The following is a 14,947-nucleotide window of genomic DNA, read 5'->3' as shown; positions in this document are numbered from 1 at the left end:
AGCCCCGTGACCGAACCGAGTGATATCCTGTCCGCCGAAAGCCAGCCCGCCGCAGCCAAGCCGGAGCGGCCGGCGCCCGCACGCGTCAGCAGCAAGCTGATCGAGAATGTCGGCGTGCAGCTCGAGGCGTTTCTGGGCGCTGCCCCGATGACCGTCGCCGACTTGACCGGCCTGGCCACCGGCGCGGTGGTGACGCTGGATGCGCAGCTCAATACGCCGGTCGAACTGCGCCTGAACGGCGTGGCGGTGGCGCGCGGGGAGCTGGTCGCGGTGGGCGAGAAGTTCGGCGTGCGCCTGACCGAGATCGCGCAATGGCCCGATTGAGTGCAGCATGCGCATGTCTGACGGCATTCCTGGTCCATGCCCCGGCCGCGCTCGCGCAGCCGGGGCGGCTGGGCGGCGGCGGGAGCCTGAATCTTTCGCTCACGCGGATCGTGATGGCGTTGCTCCTGTGCCTGATGCTCGCGGCGCTGGCCGCGCTGGCGCTCAAGCGCAGCGGCGGGCGGATCGACCTTCCCCGATTGCGCGGGCTGGTTGCGGCATTGCCGGCGCAGCGGCGGGTGGAGGTGCTCGAGACGCGCCGGGCCAGCCAATATGCCGATATCTGCCTGTTGCGCTGCGACGGGCGCGAATATCTCGTGCTTTGCGGGCAGCAGCAGCACCTCCTGCTGCGCGAGAGCGCGTGTCCGGTTCCAGCCGCCGCCCCCGCTTCGGCCGCGCCGCCGGGCGCGGAGGGGGAGGACGGCTGATGCGCCGCGTTCGCGCCGGCAAGGCGTGCCTGCTGGCCGTCGCGCTGCTTGCTCCCGCCACTGCCCTGGCTGCCAACGGCACGGGCATCAGCACCGATCTGGTGCGCACCATGTTGCTGCTCACGCTGCTGGCGGTCGCTCCGGCGATCTTCATCAGCATGACGAGCTTCGTGCGCATCGTCGTGGTGCTGGCGATGGTCCGCCATGCCTTTGGCATGCCCGAAACCCCGCCCAACCCGGTGCTGATCAGCCTCGCATTGTTCCTGACGGCCTTCACCATGGGCCCGACCTTAACCGCCGTGAACAGCCAGGCGCTCAAGCCGTTGATGGCCGGCAGCGTTACCGTCGAGCAGGCGATCGATAAGGGGAGCGGGCCGCTGCGCAACTTCATGCTCGCCCAGACCCGCGACAGCGACATCGAGGCGATCTACGCCATCGCCAAGGCCCCGGTGCCGGACCGGCCCGAGCAGGTGGAACTGCTCAAGCTCACGCCCGCCTTCATCCTGAACGAGCTGCGGGTCTCCTTCACCATCGGCTTCGTCATCCTGCTGCCCTTCCTGCTGATCGACCTGGTCGTCGCCTCGATCCTGCTCGCGCTCGGCATGATGATGGTCCCGCCATCGACGATCTCGCTGCCGATCAAGATCCTCATGTTCGTCCTGATCGACGGTTGGGGGCTGATCCTGCAGGGCGTGCTGGGAAGCTTCAGATGAAGCAGCGCCGGGGCGGCACCTCCTCGGGCCTCGACCTGTTGCTGATGCCCCCGCGCGTGGAAGCGTCGCTATGGCGGCGTTTCCGCTTCGAGCGCGAGTTCAGGTGCCGCGAGCAGATCTTCACGCGGTACCGTTCGCTCGCGCGCGCCCTTGCTCGGCGCCAGCTGCGGACGCGGCCACGCAACGGCATCGAGCTCAACGACATGGAACAGTTCGCCTATGAAGGGCTGCTGGTCGCGATCGACCGGTTCGATCCGCTGCGTGGCATTCCCTTTGGCGCCTTTGCGCGGCGCCGGATCATCGGCAGCATCGCCGATGGCGCGGCGCGGATGAACGAGAGCGACGCGCAATATAGCTATCGCCGCCGGATCGAGACCGAGCGGCTCCGCTCGATCGCGGCGGAGACCGGCCCGGCCGATCCGCTGGGCGCGCTCGCCGACCTTGCCGCCGGGCTCGCGATCGGCCTGATGCTCGAGGGAACCGGCCTGGTCGAGCCCGAAGACGGGATCGACCGGCGGCCCAATGCCTATGAGAGCCTGGCATGGCGCCAGCTCAACGCCCAGCTCGCTCGCGAGATCGAGCGCCTGCCCGAGCGCGAGGCAGCGATCATTCGCCAGCACTATGAGAACGGAGTAAGCTTCTCGCAGATCGCGCAATTGCTCGGCCTGTCGAAGGGGCGCGTCTCGCAGCTTCACGCCCAAGCGCTGGCGAAGCTGCGGACACGGATAGGATATCGTTGATGGAGATGGACATGACGCTTTGCAGTGACGAGGAGATGGCGCAACTGCTCGCCGCGATGCAGGCGAGCATGCCGGACGAACTCGGCCTCGCCGACCGGCTGATCGAAGCCTATCCCGACGATGCCCGGCTCCACTTCCTGCGCGGTTCGATGCTCGCCGGATCGGGGCGCCCGATCGAGGCGCATGCCGCCCTGAGCCGCGCCGTCGCGCTGGCGCCTGACTTTGCGCTGGCCCGCTTCCAGCTCGGTTTCTTCGAGCTCACTTCGGGCGAGGCGTCGCGCGCACTCGCAACCTGGGAGCCGCTCGATACGCTGCCGTCCGACCATTATCTCGCGCATTTCGTCCGCGGGCTGCGGCATCTGATCCAGGATCATTTCGGGGAGGCGATCCGCGAGCTGACCGAAGGGATCGCAGTGAACGAGGAGAATCCGCCGCTGAACCGCGACATGCGGCTGATCATCGACGAATGCAGCCGCCTGGCCGGCGACGGTGCCCCGGCAAAACCGGCGGACGACGAGGCTTCGGCGACGTCCTTCCTGCTCGACCAGATCGAGCGCGGAACGACGCACTGAGCGCGCGCGCGACATGACACGCATCGGCAATGTCGACCAGGTGCTGCTGCTCCTGCACGAGCAGCTGCAACGCACGAGCCGCAATCGCGGCACGGCACGGCAGGGCCGGACCTCCCGTGCCGAGACGGCATCCGCGCGCCCGCTCGACCGGGTTCGCGCGCTCGCCGCTCTCGACACGCTGGAGGAAGAGGAATTGCGCCGGGCGATGGTCCGCGGACTGCTTGCCGAACAATTCGGCGAAGCGGTCGGGAACGATCCGGCGCTGATCGCCATCGTCGATCAGGTAAGCCGGATGATCGGCGAGACGCCCGAAGGGCGCGAATTGATGGACAGGGCCCTGGCCCAGTTGAGGGAATCTCGAGCATGAACCAGACCGCCACCGCGCAGAGCCGCCACGATCGTCTCGCGGCATTGCTTGCCGAGGATCCGGACAATGTCGCGCTGATCGCCGACGCGGCGGAAGCAGCCTTCGCCGAGGAACGCTTCGACGCCGCGGAGGAACTGCTCGATCGCCATGCACGGCTCCAGCCATTGACGCCCCAGGCCCAGCATCTGGCCGGACTCGTGGCGATGCGCCGGCTCGACTGGGCGCGCGCTGCCGATCTCTATGCTGCGCTGTTGGCCGGGGGCGCGGATGCGCCGCCGGTGCGTTTCAACCTCGCCTGGTCGCTCGCCATGGCCAAGCGCTTCGACGAGGCGCTGGCGGCGCTCGACATTGCGACCAGCACTGCCTTGCCGCAGGCCGCGCAACTTGAAGTGCAGCTGTTGCACCAGCTCGGCCAGTTCGATCGCGCCGGGGAGCGCGCACGCACGCTGATCGCGCTCCATCCCGAGCATCGCGGGCTCAACGCCATCGTCTCGACTCTGGCGATCGATATCGAGGACACCGATCTCGCGGCGCGCACCGCGCGAATGGCGGGTGATCACCCCGACGCGCTCACCACGCTCGGCACGCTGGCGCTCGGCGAGGACGATCCCGCGGCCGCGGCGGAGCTGTTCGAGGCGGCGCTGGCGCGTGCGCCGGGCGCCCCCCGGGCCTGGATCGGGCTGGGGCTCACGCGCATGCTGGGCGGCGACCAGGGGGAAGCCGCACGCGATCTGGACAAGGGGGCCGAGATGTTCGGCACCCATCTGGGCTCGTGGATCGCCGCGGGCTGGGCGCACGTCCTGGCCGGGGATCGCGCCGCCGGCCGCGTCCGCTTCGAGAAGGCGCTGGCGCTCGACGACAATTTCGGCGAGGCGCAGGGTTCCATCGCGGTGATCGAGCTGCTCGAGGGGCATATCGAGGAAGCGCGCCGGCGCACCGCGATCGCACAGCGGCTTGATCGGGAGAGCTTCTCGGCGGCGCTTGCTTCGATGCTGCTCGCCGCGGGCGACGGGAACAGCGAGCGGGCGGCCAAGATCTTCGAGACCGCGCTCCACACGCCGATCGGGGATGACGGCAAGACATTGGCGCATGCGTTGGCGAAGCTGGGCGCGCGTTAGGCTGAAGGCCTTCGTTCTTCCTTCAGCGCCCCGTTCTCCACCGCCATCCCCGCAAGGGCGAGGGTGGCGGAGGTTGCCGATCGCGGGCGGATCGGCATTGCGACACCCGCCATGTCGCACGCGGGAGTGGCGCCCGGCTCACCCTTCCAGCCGGACCACGTCGAACGATTTCAGGTTCACTCGCATCGGGATCTCGCTCACCGACAGGATCGAAAGCTTGGGGATGCTGCGGCGCGTGAGGTTTTTCAGGTGGCGGCGGATCTCGCTGCCGCACAGCAGCACCGGCGCGCGGCCTTGGCGGAACATCTCCTCGCTCATCGGGGCGAGGCGGCGGAGGATCTGCTCGGCAAGGCGCGGTTCGACCGCGAGCGAGCTATGGCCGGCATTGGCCCCGATGCTCGCGACGATCTGGTTCTCCACGCGCGGATCGAGGCTGAGCACCGCCAGGTCGCCATGGCTGCCGCGCAGCTGGTGGCAGATGGCATAGCTCATCCGCTGGCGAATCTGTTCGGTCAGCTCGATCGGGTCCTTCTGGATGCGGGCCAGGTCGACGAGATGCTCGACGATCAGGTCGAGATTGGCGATCGACACGCCTTCGCCGAGCAGGTTCTGCAGCACGCGCTGCACGTCGGACAGCGTCAGCGTATTGGGGATCAGGTCCTCGACCAGGCCGGGCTGGCGCTCGCGCACTTCGCCCAGCAGCCCCGCGACGGTGGCGCGGGTGAGCAGGGTCGAGGTCTCGCTGCGCACGATCTCGCCGAAATGCGTGACCATCAGCGTGATCGGATCGATGATCGTATAGCCCGAATCGCGCGCGGCCTGGGCCTCGTTCTCGGCGATCCAGAAGGCGGGCATGCCGAAGGCCGGGTCCACCGTTTCCTCGCCGGCGAGCCGGCCCTTGGCGCCCTGGTTGGCGATCGCCAGTACCCGCTCGGGCTGGACCTCGGTAGCGCCGTAGCGGGCCCCGAACAGCCGCACCTCATATTCGAAGCTGCCCAGCCCCTGGCCGTCGACGAGCTTGACCGCGGGAAAGCCGATGCCCAGCTCCTGCTCCTGGGCGCGGCGCAGGCCGGCGAGGCGCTCGAGGATGAGGGCGCCTTCCTTTTCCCACGCCCGGCCGAGTTCGGCGCCGAAGCGGATCTCGACCGCGGGCACCGGCGCGGTGCCGGAGGCCATCGTCTCGTCGGTCGCGTCCTCGTCCGTGCCGCCCTGCGCCGCGGTGCGGCGACGCAGGCGCCACCATGCGAAGCCGGCGGCCGCGCCGATCAGCAGGATCGGCCATTTGGGCATGCCCGGCATCAGCATCAGCGCGAGCAGCACCGCCGCGACGATCAAGGGGATGCGCGGTTCGGACGCGAGCTGGCGGAAGACCTCGGTGGAAAGCTGCCGGTCCGCCGCCGAGCGGGTGACGATGATGCCGGTGGCGATCGAGATGATCAGCGCGGGCAGCTGGGTGGCGATGCCGTCGCCGATGGTCAGCAGGGTGAAGTGCTGCAGCGCCTCGGGCCATTCCATGCCCATCTGGCTGACGCCGACGATCCAGCCGGCGATGATGTTGATCAGCAGGATGATGATGCCGGCGATCGCGTCGCCCTTCACGAATTTCGAGGCGCCGTCCATCGCACCGTAGAAGCTCGCTTCCTTTTCCAGCTCCTCGCGCCGGCGCACCGCCTCCTTCTGGTCGATCAGGCCCATGTTGAGGTCGGCATCGATGCTCATCTGCTGGCCCGGCATCGAATCGAGCGTGAAGCGCGCCGCGACTTCGGAGACGCGCTGGGCGCCGCTGGTCACCACGACATATTGGACGACGACGAGGATCGAGAAGACGACCAGGCCGATCACGAAATTGCCCTGCACCGCAAAGGCGCCGATCGATCCGATCACATCGCCGGCATTGCCGCCGGTCAGGATAAGGCGGGTCGCGGCGACGTTGAGCGAGAGGCGATAGAGCGTCGCGACAAGCAGCAGCGAGGGGAAGGTGGAGAATTCCACCGGCTTGCCGACATAGAAGGTCAGCAGCATGATCGTCAGCCCCAGGCCGAAATTGATGATGATCGCCAGGTCGAGAAAGGCCGGAGGGATCGGCACGAACAGGATCACGAGGATCGCGATCGTCGCTCCGACGAGCGCCAGGTCCTTCTGGTTGCGGAACAGCTTGTCGAACATCATGCGGTTTCCGAAGGGTGCGAAGCGCGGCGGAGCGCGATGTAGAGCTCGGCCACTGCCTCATAGGTGGAAGGGGGGATCGCGCCGCCCGCCTGGCAGGCGCGGAAAAGGGTGCGCGCGAGCGGTGGCCGCTCGAGGATGGGGATGCCCAGGCGGAACGCCTCTTCCTTGATCGCCAGCGCGAAGCGGTTGCGGCCCTTGGCCGAGACTTCGGGCGCGATCATCCGTTCGGCATCGTAGCGCAGCGCCACGGCGAAATGCTCGGGATTGACCACCACCAGGTCCGATCCCGGCACCGCGCCCAGGCCCTCGCTCTGCTTGACGAACTCGGCATGGAGCTGCTTGCGCTTCTGCTTGATGCGCGGATCGCCCTCGCGGTCCTTGGCCTCGCGCGTGACTTCGCGCCGGCTCATCCGCATCTGCTTGAGGAACTCGCCGCGCACCAGCACCTGGTCGAGGATGACGAAGCCGATCGCGATCGCGATGAACACGAAGATCAGCCGCAGCCCGGCGCCGGCAAGCGCTTCGGCCAGCCGTTCGCCGTCGCTCGCGGCGATCGCGAAGCGGGCGATGGCGTCCTTGACGACGAACCAGGCGGCGATCGCATAGACCGCCGACTTGAGCACCGTCTTCAGCGTCTCCTTCAGCATCCGCATCGAGAAGAGCCGCTTTAGGCCGGTGGCGGGGTTGAGCCGGTTGAAGTCCGGCTTGAGCGGCTGGGCCGTGAACATCAGCCCGCGCAGCTGAAGGATCTCGAGAAAGATCACCACCGCCATGATCGTGCCGCCGAGCAGCGCAAGCGGCTGGATCGCGGCCCAGGCGATGGTGCCGATCATCGCCTGGGCCTGTTCGGGATCGCCCGCCCGGTCGATGCCGGCGGAAAAGGCCTTGCGCATCAGCTCGGCGATCTCGCCGACCATCGTCGGCCCCGCCACCGCGCCGAACCCCGCCAGCGCGACCAGTCCGCCCAGGAAGCCGAGTTCCGCGCTGCGGGCGACCATGCCCTTCTCGCGTGCCTTCTTCAGCTTGAAGGGTGTCGGTGCCTCGCTGCGATTCTGCTCCTGCTCGGCCATGTCAGATCAGCCGCGGCATGGTTTCGAGCGCGGTCCGCATCAGCCGGGCGAAGAGCGCGCCGGAGAAGGACAGGGCGAGCGGCAGCGCCGCGATGGTGGCGAGCGCCTTCACCTGGAATCCCAGGAGCAGCACGTTCATCTGCGGCAGGGTGCGCGACAGGAAGGCGACGATCAGGTCGAGCAGGAACAGCACGAGCAGCACGATCCCCGCCAGCCCGATCGCCATCAGGAACACCGTGCCCATATATTCGATCAACGGCGCCGGGTCGCCGCCCAGGCTCGCGGCACCCAGCGGGACCTTCTCGACCGAGGCTGCCCAGATCGCGAGCAGGTCCCCGGGCGCGCCGATCGCGAAGAATATCGCGGCACCGGCATAGGCGAAGAACGTACCGGCCAGCGGCATTTGCGCGCGGGTGGTGGGATCGACCAGCACCGCCAGCCCGAACCCGGCCTGGATGTCGATCGCGCGCCCGGCAGTGAGCAGGGCCGCGAAGGCGAGCTGGAGCGCGAGCGCGAGCGATATGCCCAGGAAGAGCTCGCCCAGCACGACCACCGGTAGGCCGGCATCCCAGAAGGGCGCGCGCCAGGTCGCGTCCGGATTGCCGGAAACGAGCCAGGCGGAAAGGGCGATCGCCAGGATCAGCCTTATCATTGCCGGAATGCGCAGCAGCGTGAAGGGCTGGGCGAAGCTCAGCGTCGGCGCGATGCGCAGGCTCAGCAGCAGCACCGCCACCGCCTGGTCGGTCAGGTCGCCCATGATCAGCTCGCGAGCGTGGGGATCACCAGGTACAGGCCACGCGCGAAATCGGTGATCCGCGCGATCATCCATGGCCCGAGCAGGATGAGCAGCATCGCCGCCACGAGCAGCTTGGGCACATAGCTCAGCGTCATTTCCTGCATCTGCGTCGCGACCTGCAATATGCTGATCAATACCCCGACGACGAGCGTGGTGAGCAATACGGGGCCCGCAACGATCAGGCAGTTCCACAACATGTCGTCGAGCAAATTGAGCGCGCGGTCGGCTTCCACGAAATCCCCCCGGATTTTCCGATTGCCGCGCCGAATCGACGATTCGGTGCGGATTCGTTAACTATAATCCACGCGGATCCGCGCCAAAGCAAATAGCTTTGAATTCAACGGCTTTGGTTCAAATTTCCGGGAGGCCTTCAACCCCCCGCCGGCGAGGGGCGCGCCGGCGACGGCGCCTGGTCGTGCAGGCAGGCTATGATGGTGGCGATGACGGTGCGGGTTTCGTCGGGGTCGCGAACCTGGATGGCATCGATGCCGGTCCGGCGCGCGGGCTCGTCGTTGCCGCCGGGATACAGGGCGTCGCCGACGAACAGCATGTCGGCGATGGGGATGCCGCTCTCGCCGGCGAGCCTTTCCAGGCCATGGGCCTTGTCGATGCCGCGGCGCGTCACGTCGATGGAAGTCGTGCCGCCGAGCCGGATCGACAGATCGGGCAGCAGGCGCTGCAACTCGGCCTGCAGGGCGGTGCGCTTGCTCCGGTCGGGATCCCATTTCGCCTTGGCTTCCAGCGGCGCGTCCTGGCCGAGCCCGGAAAAGGTGAGCTGGCTTCCGCGATCCTCGATCCGCTCGCCCCAGATCTTCTCCGGGGGGAGAGCGACCTTGCCGAGCGCCTGGTCGAACGCGGCGAGGATTGCCGTTCGTTCGGCATCGCTGAAGCGCTCGGCATAGACCTCCCGCCATTCGCCGGCATGGCGATAGAGCTTGGTGCCGGTCGTCGGCATCAGCCACAGGCCCCGCCGGCGCGTGCCGACGGGCAATCGCTCCGCCACCTGATGCCGGAATTGCGGCCAGTCGCCGCCGGAGATCACGGCCGCATCGACGATATCGAGCAGCCGCGCCAGCAGGTCGGCCATTTCGCGCGTGAGCATCTGCTTGCTCTCGGCGAGCGTGCCATCGAGGTCGAAGGCGACCAGGCGCTTCATTCGCCCGGCTCCGAAACGGGGTTCCTCATGTCCGGGAAGCGGGATGTCTTCATGGTGCGGCAATCGATTCGACCGAGCGATGGTTCCGCGGCCATCGCCCCTCCGCAAGACCCTCTCGATCCGTGAACCAGAGGCGGAGCGCGGTTTGGCGGGGAAGGCAGCCCGTGCCTTCCCCCCTTGTTGCTCGGGGCTGGCGCTTCCCCCTATTGGCCCAGGCGATAGGAGACCGAGAGGAAGCCGAGCGGTTGGGTCTTGTGGACGACGATCGGGCTGTCCTTGACCTTCCCGAGCAATGTGGTGACGCCACCGGTGGCGGCGAGGCTGATGCGGTCGGTCAGGCGATATTGGGCGGTCAGCATGGCCGAGGCGTCGTTGAGGCCGCTGCCCGGGCGATATTGCCGAAGGCCCGAGGCGCGGGATTGCGCGGCATTCACTCCGAAATACCGGTCGTTATGCTTCCTGTCGGCCCAGCTTGCCGCGATCGTGGGAACGAGCATGAAGCGCGACGAGACGAAGACCGGCCGGGAGAGGCTGGCATCCGCGATGACGCCCTTGGTGCCGCCGGCGAAGCCCTTGGTTGCTCCGATCGTCGCGACGAAGCCGGCGGCCTTGAGGCTCATGAAGCCGCGGCCCCCGGCGCCGAAGGAGAGCTCGCCGATTCCCTTGGGCGCGTCCTTGCTGCGATAGCCGGGCATCATCGTCACGCTTGCCCCGATGGTGACATGGTCCGTGTCGACGGCGTTGACGCCTATGCCGTTGCGCAGGTTGGCGAAGAAGGGCCCCCATGCGATATCGATCACCGGGAGGGGCATGACGCGATAGTCGTCGGCGCCCTGATAGGCCGGGGCATAGCCCGCGCCGATACCGAGTACGAAATGGTCGCGGTTGCGCTCCGGCTGCGGTTGCGGCTGGATCTGTGCCTGGGACTGCGCCGCCGCCGGAATGCCCGAGAAGGTCAGGATCGCCGTGGCGATCGCGAGGCAGAAGGGCGTGCTGATTGGACTGTTCACAGATACTCTCTCAAGAATGGCACCGCGGGGCTCGCGGGCGCGGTTGGGGATGGGATGGGGGGCGTTGCGGGCGCGGGGCCGTCGCCAGCCGGTGAAGATCGTTCGCCAGCCTCGAGCAGCGCCCGCGAGGGAGCGCATCGCGCCGCCTTGCCGGAAGCCTGCTTGCGCGATGACGGCTTCGATCGCGGCAATCTGTCGCGGATCATAGCCGGCGCCGTGGATGCGCTCGCGCTCCGCCGCGGCCATGCCCCGGCCGTGAAGGCGATACAGGATCGCATAGCGGCGAAGCGCCTCTAGGCGCGGGTTCGCCAGGGGCGAATGGGGGGGCGGGCCAAACGGGTAGAGCGCGAATCGATTCTTCGGCAGAATGCTCGACAATGGATCGCGGCAGGCGAGTGCGAGGACCGTAACTTCCAGGCTCGTCAGCGTTTCGTTGCGCACCGTTCGTCTCCTTTCCTGCCTGAGACACCGGCGCCTTCGACCACCCTCATCAAAAAAACGGCAGGTCCGCGTACCGGCCGATCGCGGCTGTTCGTTACGCTCTCGGCAACGGATTGTTCGCGGTCTGCTCCGGGGCTAGTAACGCCGCATGTCGGACGACGAGCGCGATGGGCAGAGTCTCGCCGGTGGCGGTCTGGTTCGGACCTTCACCGAGACTCGCTCCGCATTGGCGCGCTATCTCTCGCTGCGTGGAGCGACCGCGGACGAGGCCGACGACATTCTCCAGGAGGTGCATCTCAAGCTCCTGGCAGAGCGTATCGGCCCCGTCGCCGAGCCGCGCGCCTATCTCTATCGCATGACGAACAACCATTTCCTCGGGTGGCGCCGCTCTGCGGGGAGGCGGGTGCGGCGCGAGGAGGATTGGGTCGACGCGCATAGCGGGGAGGAGCGGGAAATCGACGAACAGCCATCGGTCGAGGCGCATCTCATCGCCCGCGAGCAGCTCGCGCTGCTGCAGCGCGTGCTCGACGGACTGCCGGACCGGACCCGCACCATCTTCCGCCGCTTCCGGATCGATGGCGAACCCCAGCGCCGGATCGCCGCGGATATCGGCATCAGCATCAGCGCTGTCGAAAAGCATCTGGCGCGCGCCTATGAAGCCATCGCGGCCGCAAAATTCCGGCTTGATGGGGATGGCGGCGATCCGCGGCATCTCAGGATCGAGAGAGGTCGTCATGACATCTGAGGCACAAGGCAGCGCGCGCGCACGCGCCATCGAATGGCACATCCGCCTTCGCCACGGTGACGATGCGGCATGGGAAGCGTTCGCGGAGTGGCTGGCCGAGGACCCGGTCCATGCGGCGCTCTATGACGAGATCGAACAGGCCGACCTGGCCCTGGAGCCGCTGTTGCCCGCGGTGACCTTCCGGGAAGCGGCCAATGACACGGATATCGACGACCGGCGACAGAGCCCGCGCTGGCGCTGGTGGGGGCTCGGCGGCGGCGCGGCGGCTGCGGCGGTCGCGGCGATGCTGGTTCTGGTCCCTCAAGCCACCAACAGCCGATACGAAGTGGCGACCGGTCCGGGACAGCGCAGGACCATCAGCCTGGAGGCGGGAACTCAGGTCACGCTCAACGGCGCGACGCGCATGCGGTTCGACCGCAAGGATCGGCGCTTCGCCGCGCTTGAGGCGGGGGAAGCGCTCTTCCAGGTCCAGCATGACGGCGCCAGGCCGTTCACGCTCGAGGTCGCGGGCCGCAGAGTCGTGGACGTGGGAACCGTGTTCAACGTCGTGCGCGACGCCCGTGCCGTCCGCGTGGCGGTTGCCGAGGGCAAGGTCCTGTACGAGTCCAAGGGACGAACGATTTCCCTGGATGCCGGACAGGCGGTGCTCGATACATCCTCGGCGGAGGCCCCCAGGGTGTCTCGAACTGCAATCGGCTCCGTCGGGGCATGGCGGAAGGGGCGGCTGGTCTATTCCGGAGAGCCCCTTGCGCAGGTGGCGGCCGATCTCGGCAGGGCGCTCGGCATGCGCATCACTCCGGCACCCGACGTCGCCGATCGCCCGTTTTCCGGTACGATTGCCCTGCGCGGGACAGGGCCCGCCGAGCTCGAGCGCCTGACGCCGGCCCTGAACGTGACGTTCAGGCCGGACGCCGGCGGCTGGACGATGACTGCCGCCGGTGCGGAGCGTTAGATGGGCGGCATTCGCCGCGACTTCCGTTCTCGGTATCGATGCCGCCCATGCGCAGCGATTCGACGTTGCGCCCGGTCGCCTCGGCGATGTTGCGGCTGCCCTGGGCGAGCAGGGCGGGGCTACCATCGCGGTGACCGACCCGGATCTGGCCGCCAGGCGATCCCCCGGAGTCAGGGGCAATTTCCCCCTGCGCACCGCGCTCGACCGCGCCTTGCGAGGCACCGGCACGCAAGCGATCTTCTATGATCGCAATACCGTCCGCATCGTGCGGAAGCGCCTCCCGGCGAAGAAGTCCGAGAAACGAGCGCCGCCACCCGCTCCGCCGGTCGAGCCCGATTGGGCTCCCGAGATCGTCGTCACCGCCAGCAAGCAGTCCATCCCGATCGACAGCTATCCGGGATCGGTGAAACTCGTGGCGCTGGATCCCGGCTGGGTGGCGCGCAATGCCGCCGGGGGTACGGCCGCGATCACGAAGCTGCTGCCCTCGGTCGGGTCCACCAATCTCGGTTCGGCACGCAACAAGCTGTTCATCCGCGGCATTGCGGACAGCAGCTTCAACGGCCCGACCCAGGCCACCGTCGGCCAGTATCTTGGGGACGTCCGGCTCAACTACAATGCGCCGGACCCGAACCTGAACCTCTATGACATGAAGCGCATCGAGGTGCTGGTGGGGCCGCAGGGCACGCTCTACGGCGCGAGTTCGCTGGGCGGCATCATTCGCCTCGTTCCCAACGAGCCGGATACGCATACGCTGTCGACGACGGTTTCTGCCGGGGTCAGCGGCACCCGGTTCGGCGGCATCGGCGGCGATGGCGCCACGATGCTCAACGTGCCGATCGCGGATGGCCGGGTCGCCGTCCGCTTCGTCGTGTTCGCGACGCGCGAGGCAGGGTATATCGATGCTCCCGCGCGCAAGCGGCGAAACATCAACAACACGACCAGCTATGGCCAGCGCCTGGCCGGGCGCGTCGAGGATCTGTGGGGCTTCTCCGTCGATTTCGGCACCGCCACCCACAACACCTCCACTCAGGATGGGCAATACACGCTCCGTGGCGATGCGCCGCTGACTCGGGACAACGCGATCGCCCAGCCTTTCAGGAACACCTATTACCTGACCTATCTCACCGCGCGGCGGCGGCTCGGGCGCGCCGAGCTGGTTTCGACCACGTCGATCGTGCGCCACGACCTGCGGACCATTTTCGATGCGACGGGCCATGACGGCTCCGGCGCGACCGCGCGATACGAGGAAAACAACAACATCACGCTCTTCAACCAGGAAACGCGGCTGTCCGGCGGCGGCGGGCGCTTCCCCTGGGTGGTCGGCATTTCGAGCATCTACAACATCAGCGCATCGTCCCGCTCGCTCGGGCCTCCCGAGGCGCCCGCGCGGATCGCGGGCGTCGTCAACCGGCAGGCGGAGGCGGCCATCTTCGGCCAGCTCTCGAGGCCGTTGTTCCGTCGCCTTACCGGCACGATCGGCGGCCGAGTCACGTTCGCGCGCAGCGTCGGCAATCTGCTCGACAGCCCGGTGGAGAAGTCGAAGGAGCCGTTCATCAATGAGCTGCGCTTCTCGCCGACCCTCGCACTGGACTGGCACCCGAGCGGGAAGTTCTCGGCCTTCCTCCGCTATCAGCAGGGATATCGCGCCGGCGGCCTGGCCGTGGCACCGTCCGGATCCGCACTGGAATCCCGAAAGTTCGCGACCGACGACCTGATCATGAGCGAGTTCGGCATTCGCCTGGGCAACCAGGAGCGGGGCCGTCTGTCGGTCCGCGCCGCCTTGTTCTATGCCGACTGGAACAACATCCAGGCCGATCTCATCGACCGCTCGGGCCTTCCCTATACCGCCAATATCGGCAGCGGGAGGATCTATGGCCTGGACGGCGATATCGTATGGCGTGCGTCGCCGGGCCTGACGATCACCGCATCGGCCTTCCTGAACAACAGCGAGCTCTACGCGCCCGCGCCGGAATATGTTGCCCCGGGCGAGCGGACCCTGCCGAACGTGGCGCGCAACGGTGCGCGCGCCGTTGCCGCCTGGCGGCACGAGATCGCGTCGGGCATCACGCTCAGCGGCGAGGCCTCTCTGCGTCATGTCGGCGCGTCACGGCTGGGGGTCGGGCCGCTGCTCGATATCCCGCAGGGGAATTATTCCGTGGGCGACATCGGCAGCCGATTGGGCTTTGGCAGGTTCGGCGTTTCGCTGGACGTCACGAACCTCGGCGATGTCCGCGGCAACAGCTTCGCCTTCGGCAACCCGTTCGGCCTGGCCCAGCGCAATCAGATGACTCCGCTGCGGCCACGGACCATTCGCCTGGGCCTAGACGCGCGCTTCTGAGGGTTCCGTCA

At 67.7% G+C, this 14,947-nt stretch carries 16 protein-coding genes; 10 read left to right on the top strand and 6 right to left on the bottom strand.

Going from position 1 to position 14,947, the window contains the following annotated elements:
• Nucleotides 1–6: 6 nt before the first annotated feature.
• From BGP17_RS00745 to BGP17_RS00715, 7 genes are read left to right on the top strand one after another with little or no spacing between them, the layout of a single operon-like run.
• Nucleotides 7–324 carry a FliM/FliN family flagellar motor switch protein gene (locus BGP17_RS00745; protein WP_286710698.1) on the top strand — a complete coding sequence of 106 codons (318 nt, stop codon included), beginning with the start codon at nt 7–9 and terminating at the stop codon, nt 322–324.
• Complete coding sequence (locus tag BGP17_RS00740; RefSeq protein ID WP_286710697.1) at nt 312–749, top strand: hypothetical protein; 438 nt, start codon at nt 312–314, stop codon at nt 747–749. Before BGP17_RS00745 ends, BGP17_RS00740 begins: the two co-directional genes overlap by 13 nt.
• The gene (gene fliP / locus BGP17_RS00735; protein ID WP_286710696.1) at nt 749–1,462 is read left to right on the top strand and encodes a flagellar type III secretion system pore protein FliP; all 714 of its coding nucleotides are present in this window, start codon (nt 749–751) and stop codon (nt 1,460–1,462) included. Before BGP17_RS00740 ends, fliP begins: the two co-directional genes overlap by 1 nt.
• Complete coding sequence (locus BGP17_RS00730) at nt 1,459–2,202, top strand: sigma-70 family RNA polymerase sigma factor (RefSeq protein ID WP_286710695.1); 744 nt, start codon at nt 1,459–1,461, stop codon at nt 2,200–2,202. The genes fliP and BGP17_RS00730 overlap by 4 nt, the downstream gene beginning before the upstream one ends.
• 11 nt (nt 2,203–2,213) lie before the next feature.
• Nucleotides 2,214–2,774, top strand: a complete 561-nt coding sequence (locus tag BGP17_RS00725) for a tetratricopeptide repeat protein (RefSeq protein ID WP_286710694.1) — start codon at nt 2,214–2,216, stop codon at nt 2,772–2,774.
• Between the two features lie 13 nt (nt 2,775–2,787).
• On the top strand, nt 2,788–3,141 hold the full coding sequence (locus BGP17_RS00720; protein WP_167300734.1) for a hypothetical protein: 354 nt from the start codon (nt 2,788–2,790) through the stop codon (nt 3,139–3,141).
• Nucleotides 3,138–4,259: a tetratricopeptide repeat protein gene (locus BGP17_RS00715; RefSeq protein ID WP_286710693.1), complete on the top strand. Its 1,122-nt coding sequence runs from the start codon at nt 3,138–3,140 to the stop codon at nt 4,257–4,259. The genes BGP17_RS00720 and BGP17_RS00715 overlap by 4 nt, the downstream gene beginning before the upstream one ends.
• A 138-nt stretch (nt 4,260–4,397) precedes the next feature.
• On the opposite strand, the gene BGP17_RS00710 is transcribed toward BGP17_RS00715, so the two are convergent.
• From BGP17_RS00710 to BGP17_RS00685, 6 genes are all read right to left on the bottom strand, one after another.
• Entirely contained in the window at nt 4,398–6,425 is a 2,028-nt protein-coding gene (locus tag BGP17_RS00710) for a flagellar biosynthesis protein FlhA (RefSeq protein ID WP_167300732.1), read from the bottom strand.
• Nucleotides 6,425–7,498: an EscU/YscU/HrcU family type III secretion system export apparatus switch protein gene (locus BGP17_RS00705; RefSeq protein WP_167300731.1), complete on the bottom strand. Its 1,074-nt coding sequence runs from the start codon at nt 7,496–7,498 to the stop codon at nt 6,425–6,427. The genes BGP17_RS00710 and BGP17_RS00705 overlap by 1 nt, the downstream gene beginning before the upstream one ends.
• A 1-nt stretch (nt 7,499) precedes the next feature.
• On the bottom strand, nt 7,500–8,255 hold the full coding sequence (locus BGP17_RS00700) for a flagellar biosynthetic protein FliR (RefSeq protein WP_286710692.1): 756 nt from the start codon (nt 8,253–8,255) through the stop codon (nt 7,500–7,502).
• Between the two features lie 2 nt (nt 8,256–8,257).
• Nucleotides 8,258–8,527 carry a flagellar biosynthesis protein FliQ gene (fliQ, locus tag BGP17_RS00695; protein WP_286710691.1) on the bottom strand — a complete coding sequence of 90 codons (270 nt, stop codon included), beginning with the start codon at nt 8,525–8,527 and terminating at the stop codon, nt 8,258–8,260.
• 137 nt (nt 8,528–8,664) lie between these two features.
• Nucleotides 8,665–9,450, bottom strand: a complete 786-nt coding sequence (locus tag BGP17_RS00690) for an HAD-IIB family hydrolase (protein ID WP_286710690.1) — start codon at nt 9,448–9,450, stop codon at nt 8,665–8,667.
• A gap of 203 nt (nt 9,451–9,653) precedes the next feature.
• Nucleotides 9,654–10,901, bottom strand: coding sequence for a MipA/OmpV family protein (locus tag BGP17_RS00685; protein ID WP_286710689.1), 1,248 nt, complete (start codon nt 10,899–10,901; stop codon nt 9,654–9,656).
• A gap of 148 nt (nt 10,902–11,049) precedes the next feature.
• Here BGP17_RS00685 and BGP17_RS00680 point away from each other — a divergent pair, with 148 nt between their 5' ends.
• Genes BGP17_RS00680 through BGP17_RS00670 form a run of 3 tightly spaced genes read left to right on the top strand, consistent with a single transcriptional unit; the run spans nt 11,050 to nt 14,936 of the window.
• Nucleotides 11,050–11,646, top strand: coding sequence for an RNA polymerase sigma factor (locus tag BGP17_RS00680; protein WP_167300727.1), 597 nt, complete (start codon nt 11,050–11,052; stop codon nt 11,644–11,646).
• Nucleotides 11,636–12,598, top strand: coding sequence for a FecR family protein (locus BGP17_RS00675; RefSeq protein WP_286710688.1), 963 nt, complete (start codon nt 11,636–11,638; stop codon nt 12,596–12,598). Before BGP17_RS00680 ends, BGP17_RS00675 begins: the two co-directional genes overlap by 11 nt.
• Nucleotides 12,585–14,936: a TonB-dependent receptor gene (locus tag BGP17_RS00670; protein ID WP_286710687.1), complete on the top strand. Its 2,352-nt coding sequence runs from the start codon at nt 12,585–12,587 to the stop codon at nt 14,934–14,936. The genes BGP17_RS00675 and BGP17_RS00670 overlap by 14 nt, the downstream gene beginning before the upstream one ends.
• Nucleotides 14,937–14,947: the final 11 nt, after the last annotated feature.

This window comes from Sphingomonas sp. 67-41, assembly GCF_001899725.1.
Classification (GTDB): domain Bacteria; phylum Pseudomonadota; class Alphaproteobacteria; order Sphingomonadales; family Sphingomonadaceae; genus Sphingomonas; species Sphingomonas leidyi.
The sequence above is the reverse complement of the archived record's forward strand: the minus strand, read 5'-3'. Positions and strand labels throughout refer to the sequence as shown.

What these genes read in the sequence shown, in the direction of transcription:
- BGP17_RS00740 (WP_286710697.1), top strand. Translation starts at nt 312, where the DNA reads ATGGCCCGATTGAGTGCAGCATGCGCATGTCTGACGGCATTCCTGGTC.
- fliP (WP_286710696.1), top strand. Translation starts at nt 749, where the DNA reads ATGCGCCGCGTTCGCGCCGGCAAGGCGTGCCTGCTGGCCGTCGCGCTG.
- BGP17_RS00730 (WP_286710695.1), top strand. Translation starts at nt 1,459, where the DNA reads ATGAAGCAGCGCCGGGGCGGCACCTCCTCGGGCCTCGACCTGTTGCTG.
- BGP17_RS00725 (WP_286710694.1), top strand. Translation starts at nt 2,214, where the DNA reads ATGACGCTTTGCAGTGACGAGGAGATGGCGCAACTGCTCGCCGCGATG.
- BGP17_RS00720 (WP_167300734.1), top strand. Translation starts at nt 2,788, where the DNA reads ATGACACGCATCGGCAATGTCGACCAGGTGCTGCTGCTCCTGCACGAG.
- BGP17_RS00715 (WP_286710693.1), top strand. Translation starts at nt 3,138, where the DNA reads ATGAACCAGACCGCCACCGCGCAGAGCCGCCACGATCGTCTCGCGGCA.
- BGP17_RS00710 (WP_167300732.1), bottom strand. Translation starts at nt 6,425, where the DNA reads ATGTTCGACAAGCTGTTCCGCAACCAGAAGGACCTGGCGCTCGTCGGA.
- BGP17_RS00705 (WP_167300731.1), bottom strand. Translation starts at nt 7,498, where the DNA reads ATGGCCGAGCAGGAGCAGAATCGCAGCGAGGCACCGACACCCTTCAAG.
- BGP17_RS00700 (WP_286710692.1), bottom strand. Translation starts at nt 8,255, where the DNA reads ATGGGCGACCTGACCGACCAGGCGGTGGCGGTGCTGCTGCTGAGCCTG.
- BGP17_RS00690 (WP_286710690.1), bottom strand. Translation starts at nt 9,450, where the DNA reads ATGAAGCGCCTGGTCGCCTTCGACCTCGATGGCACGCTCGCCGAGAGC.
- BGP17_RS00680 (WP_167300727.1), top strand. Translation starts at nt 11,050, where the DNA reads ATGTCGGACGACGAGCGCGATGGGCAGAGTCTCGCCGGTGGCGGTCTG.
- BGP17_RS00675 (WP_286710688.1), top strand. Translation starts at nt 11,636, where the DNA reads ATGACATCTGAGGCACAAGGCAGCGCGCGCGCACGCGCCATCGAATGG.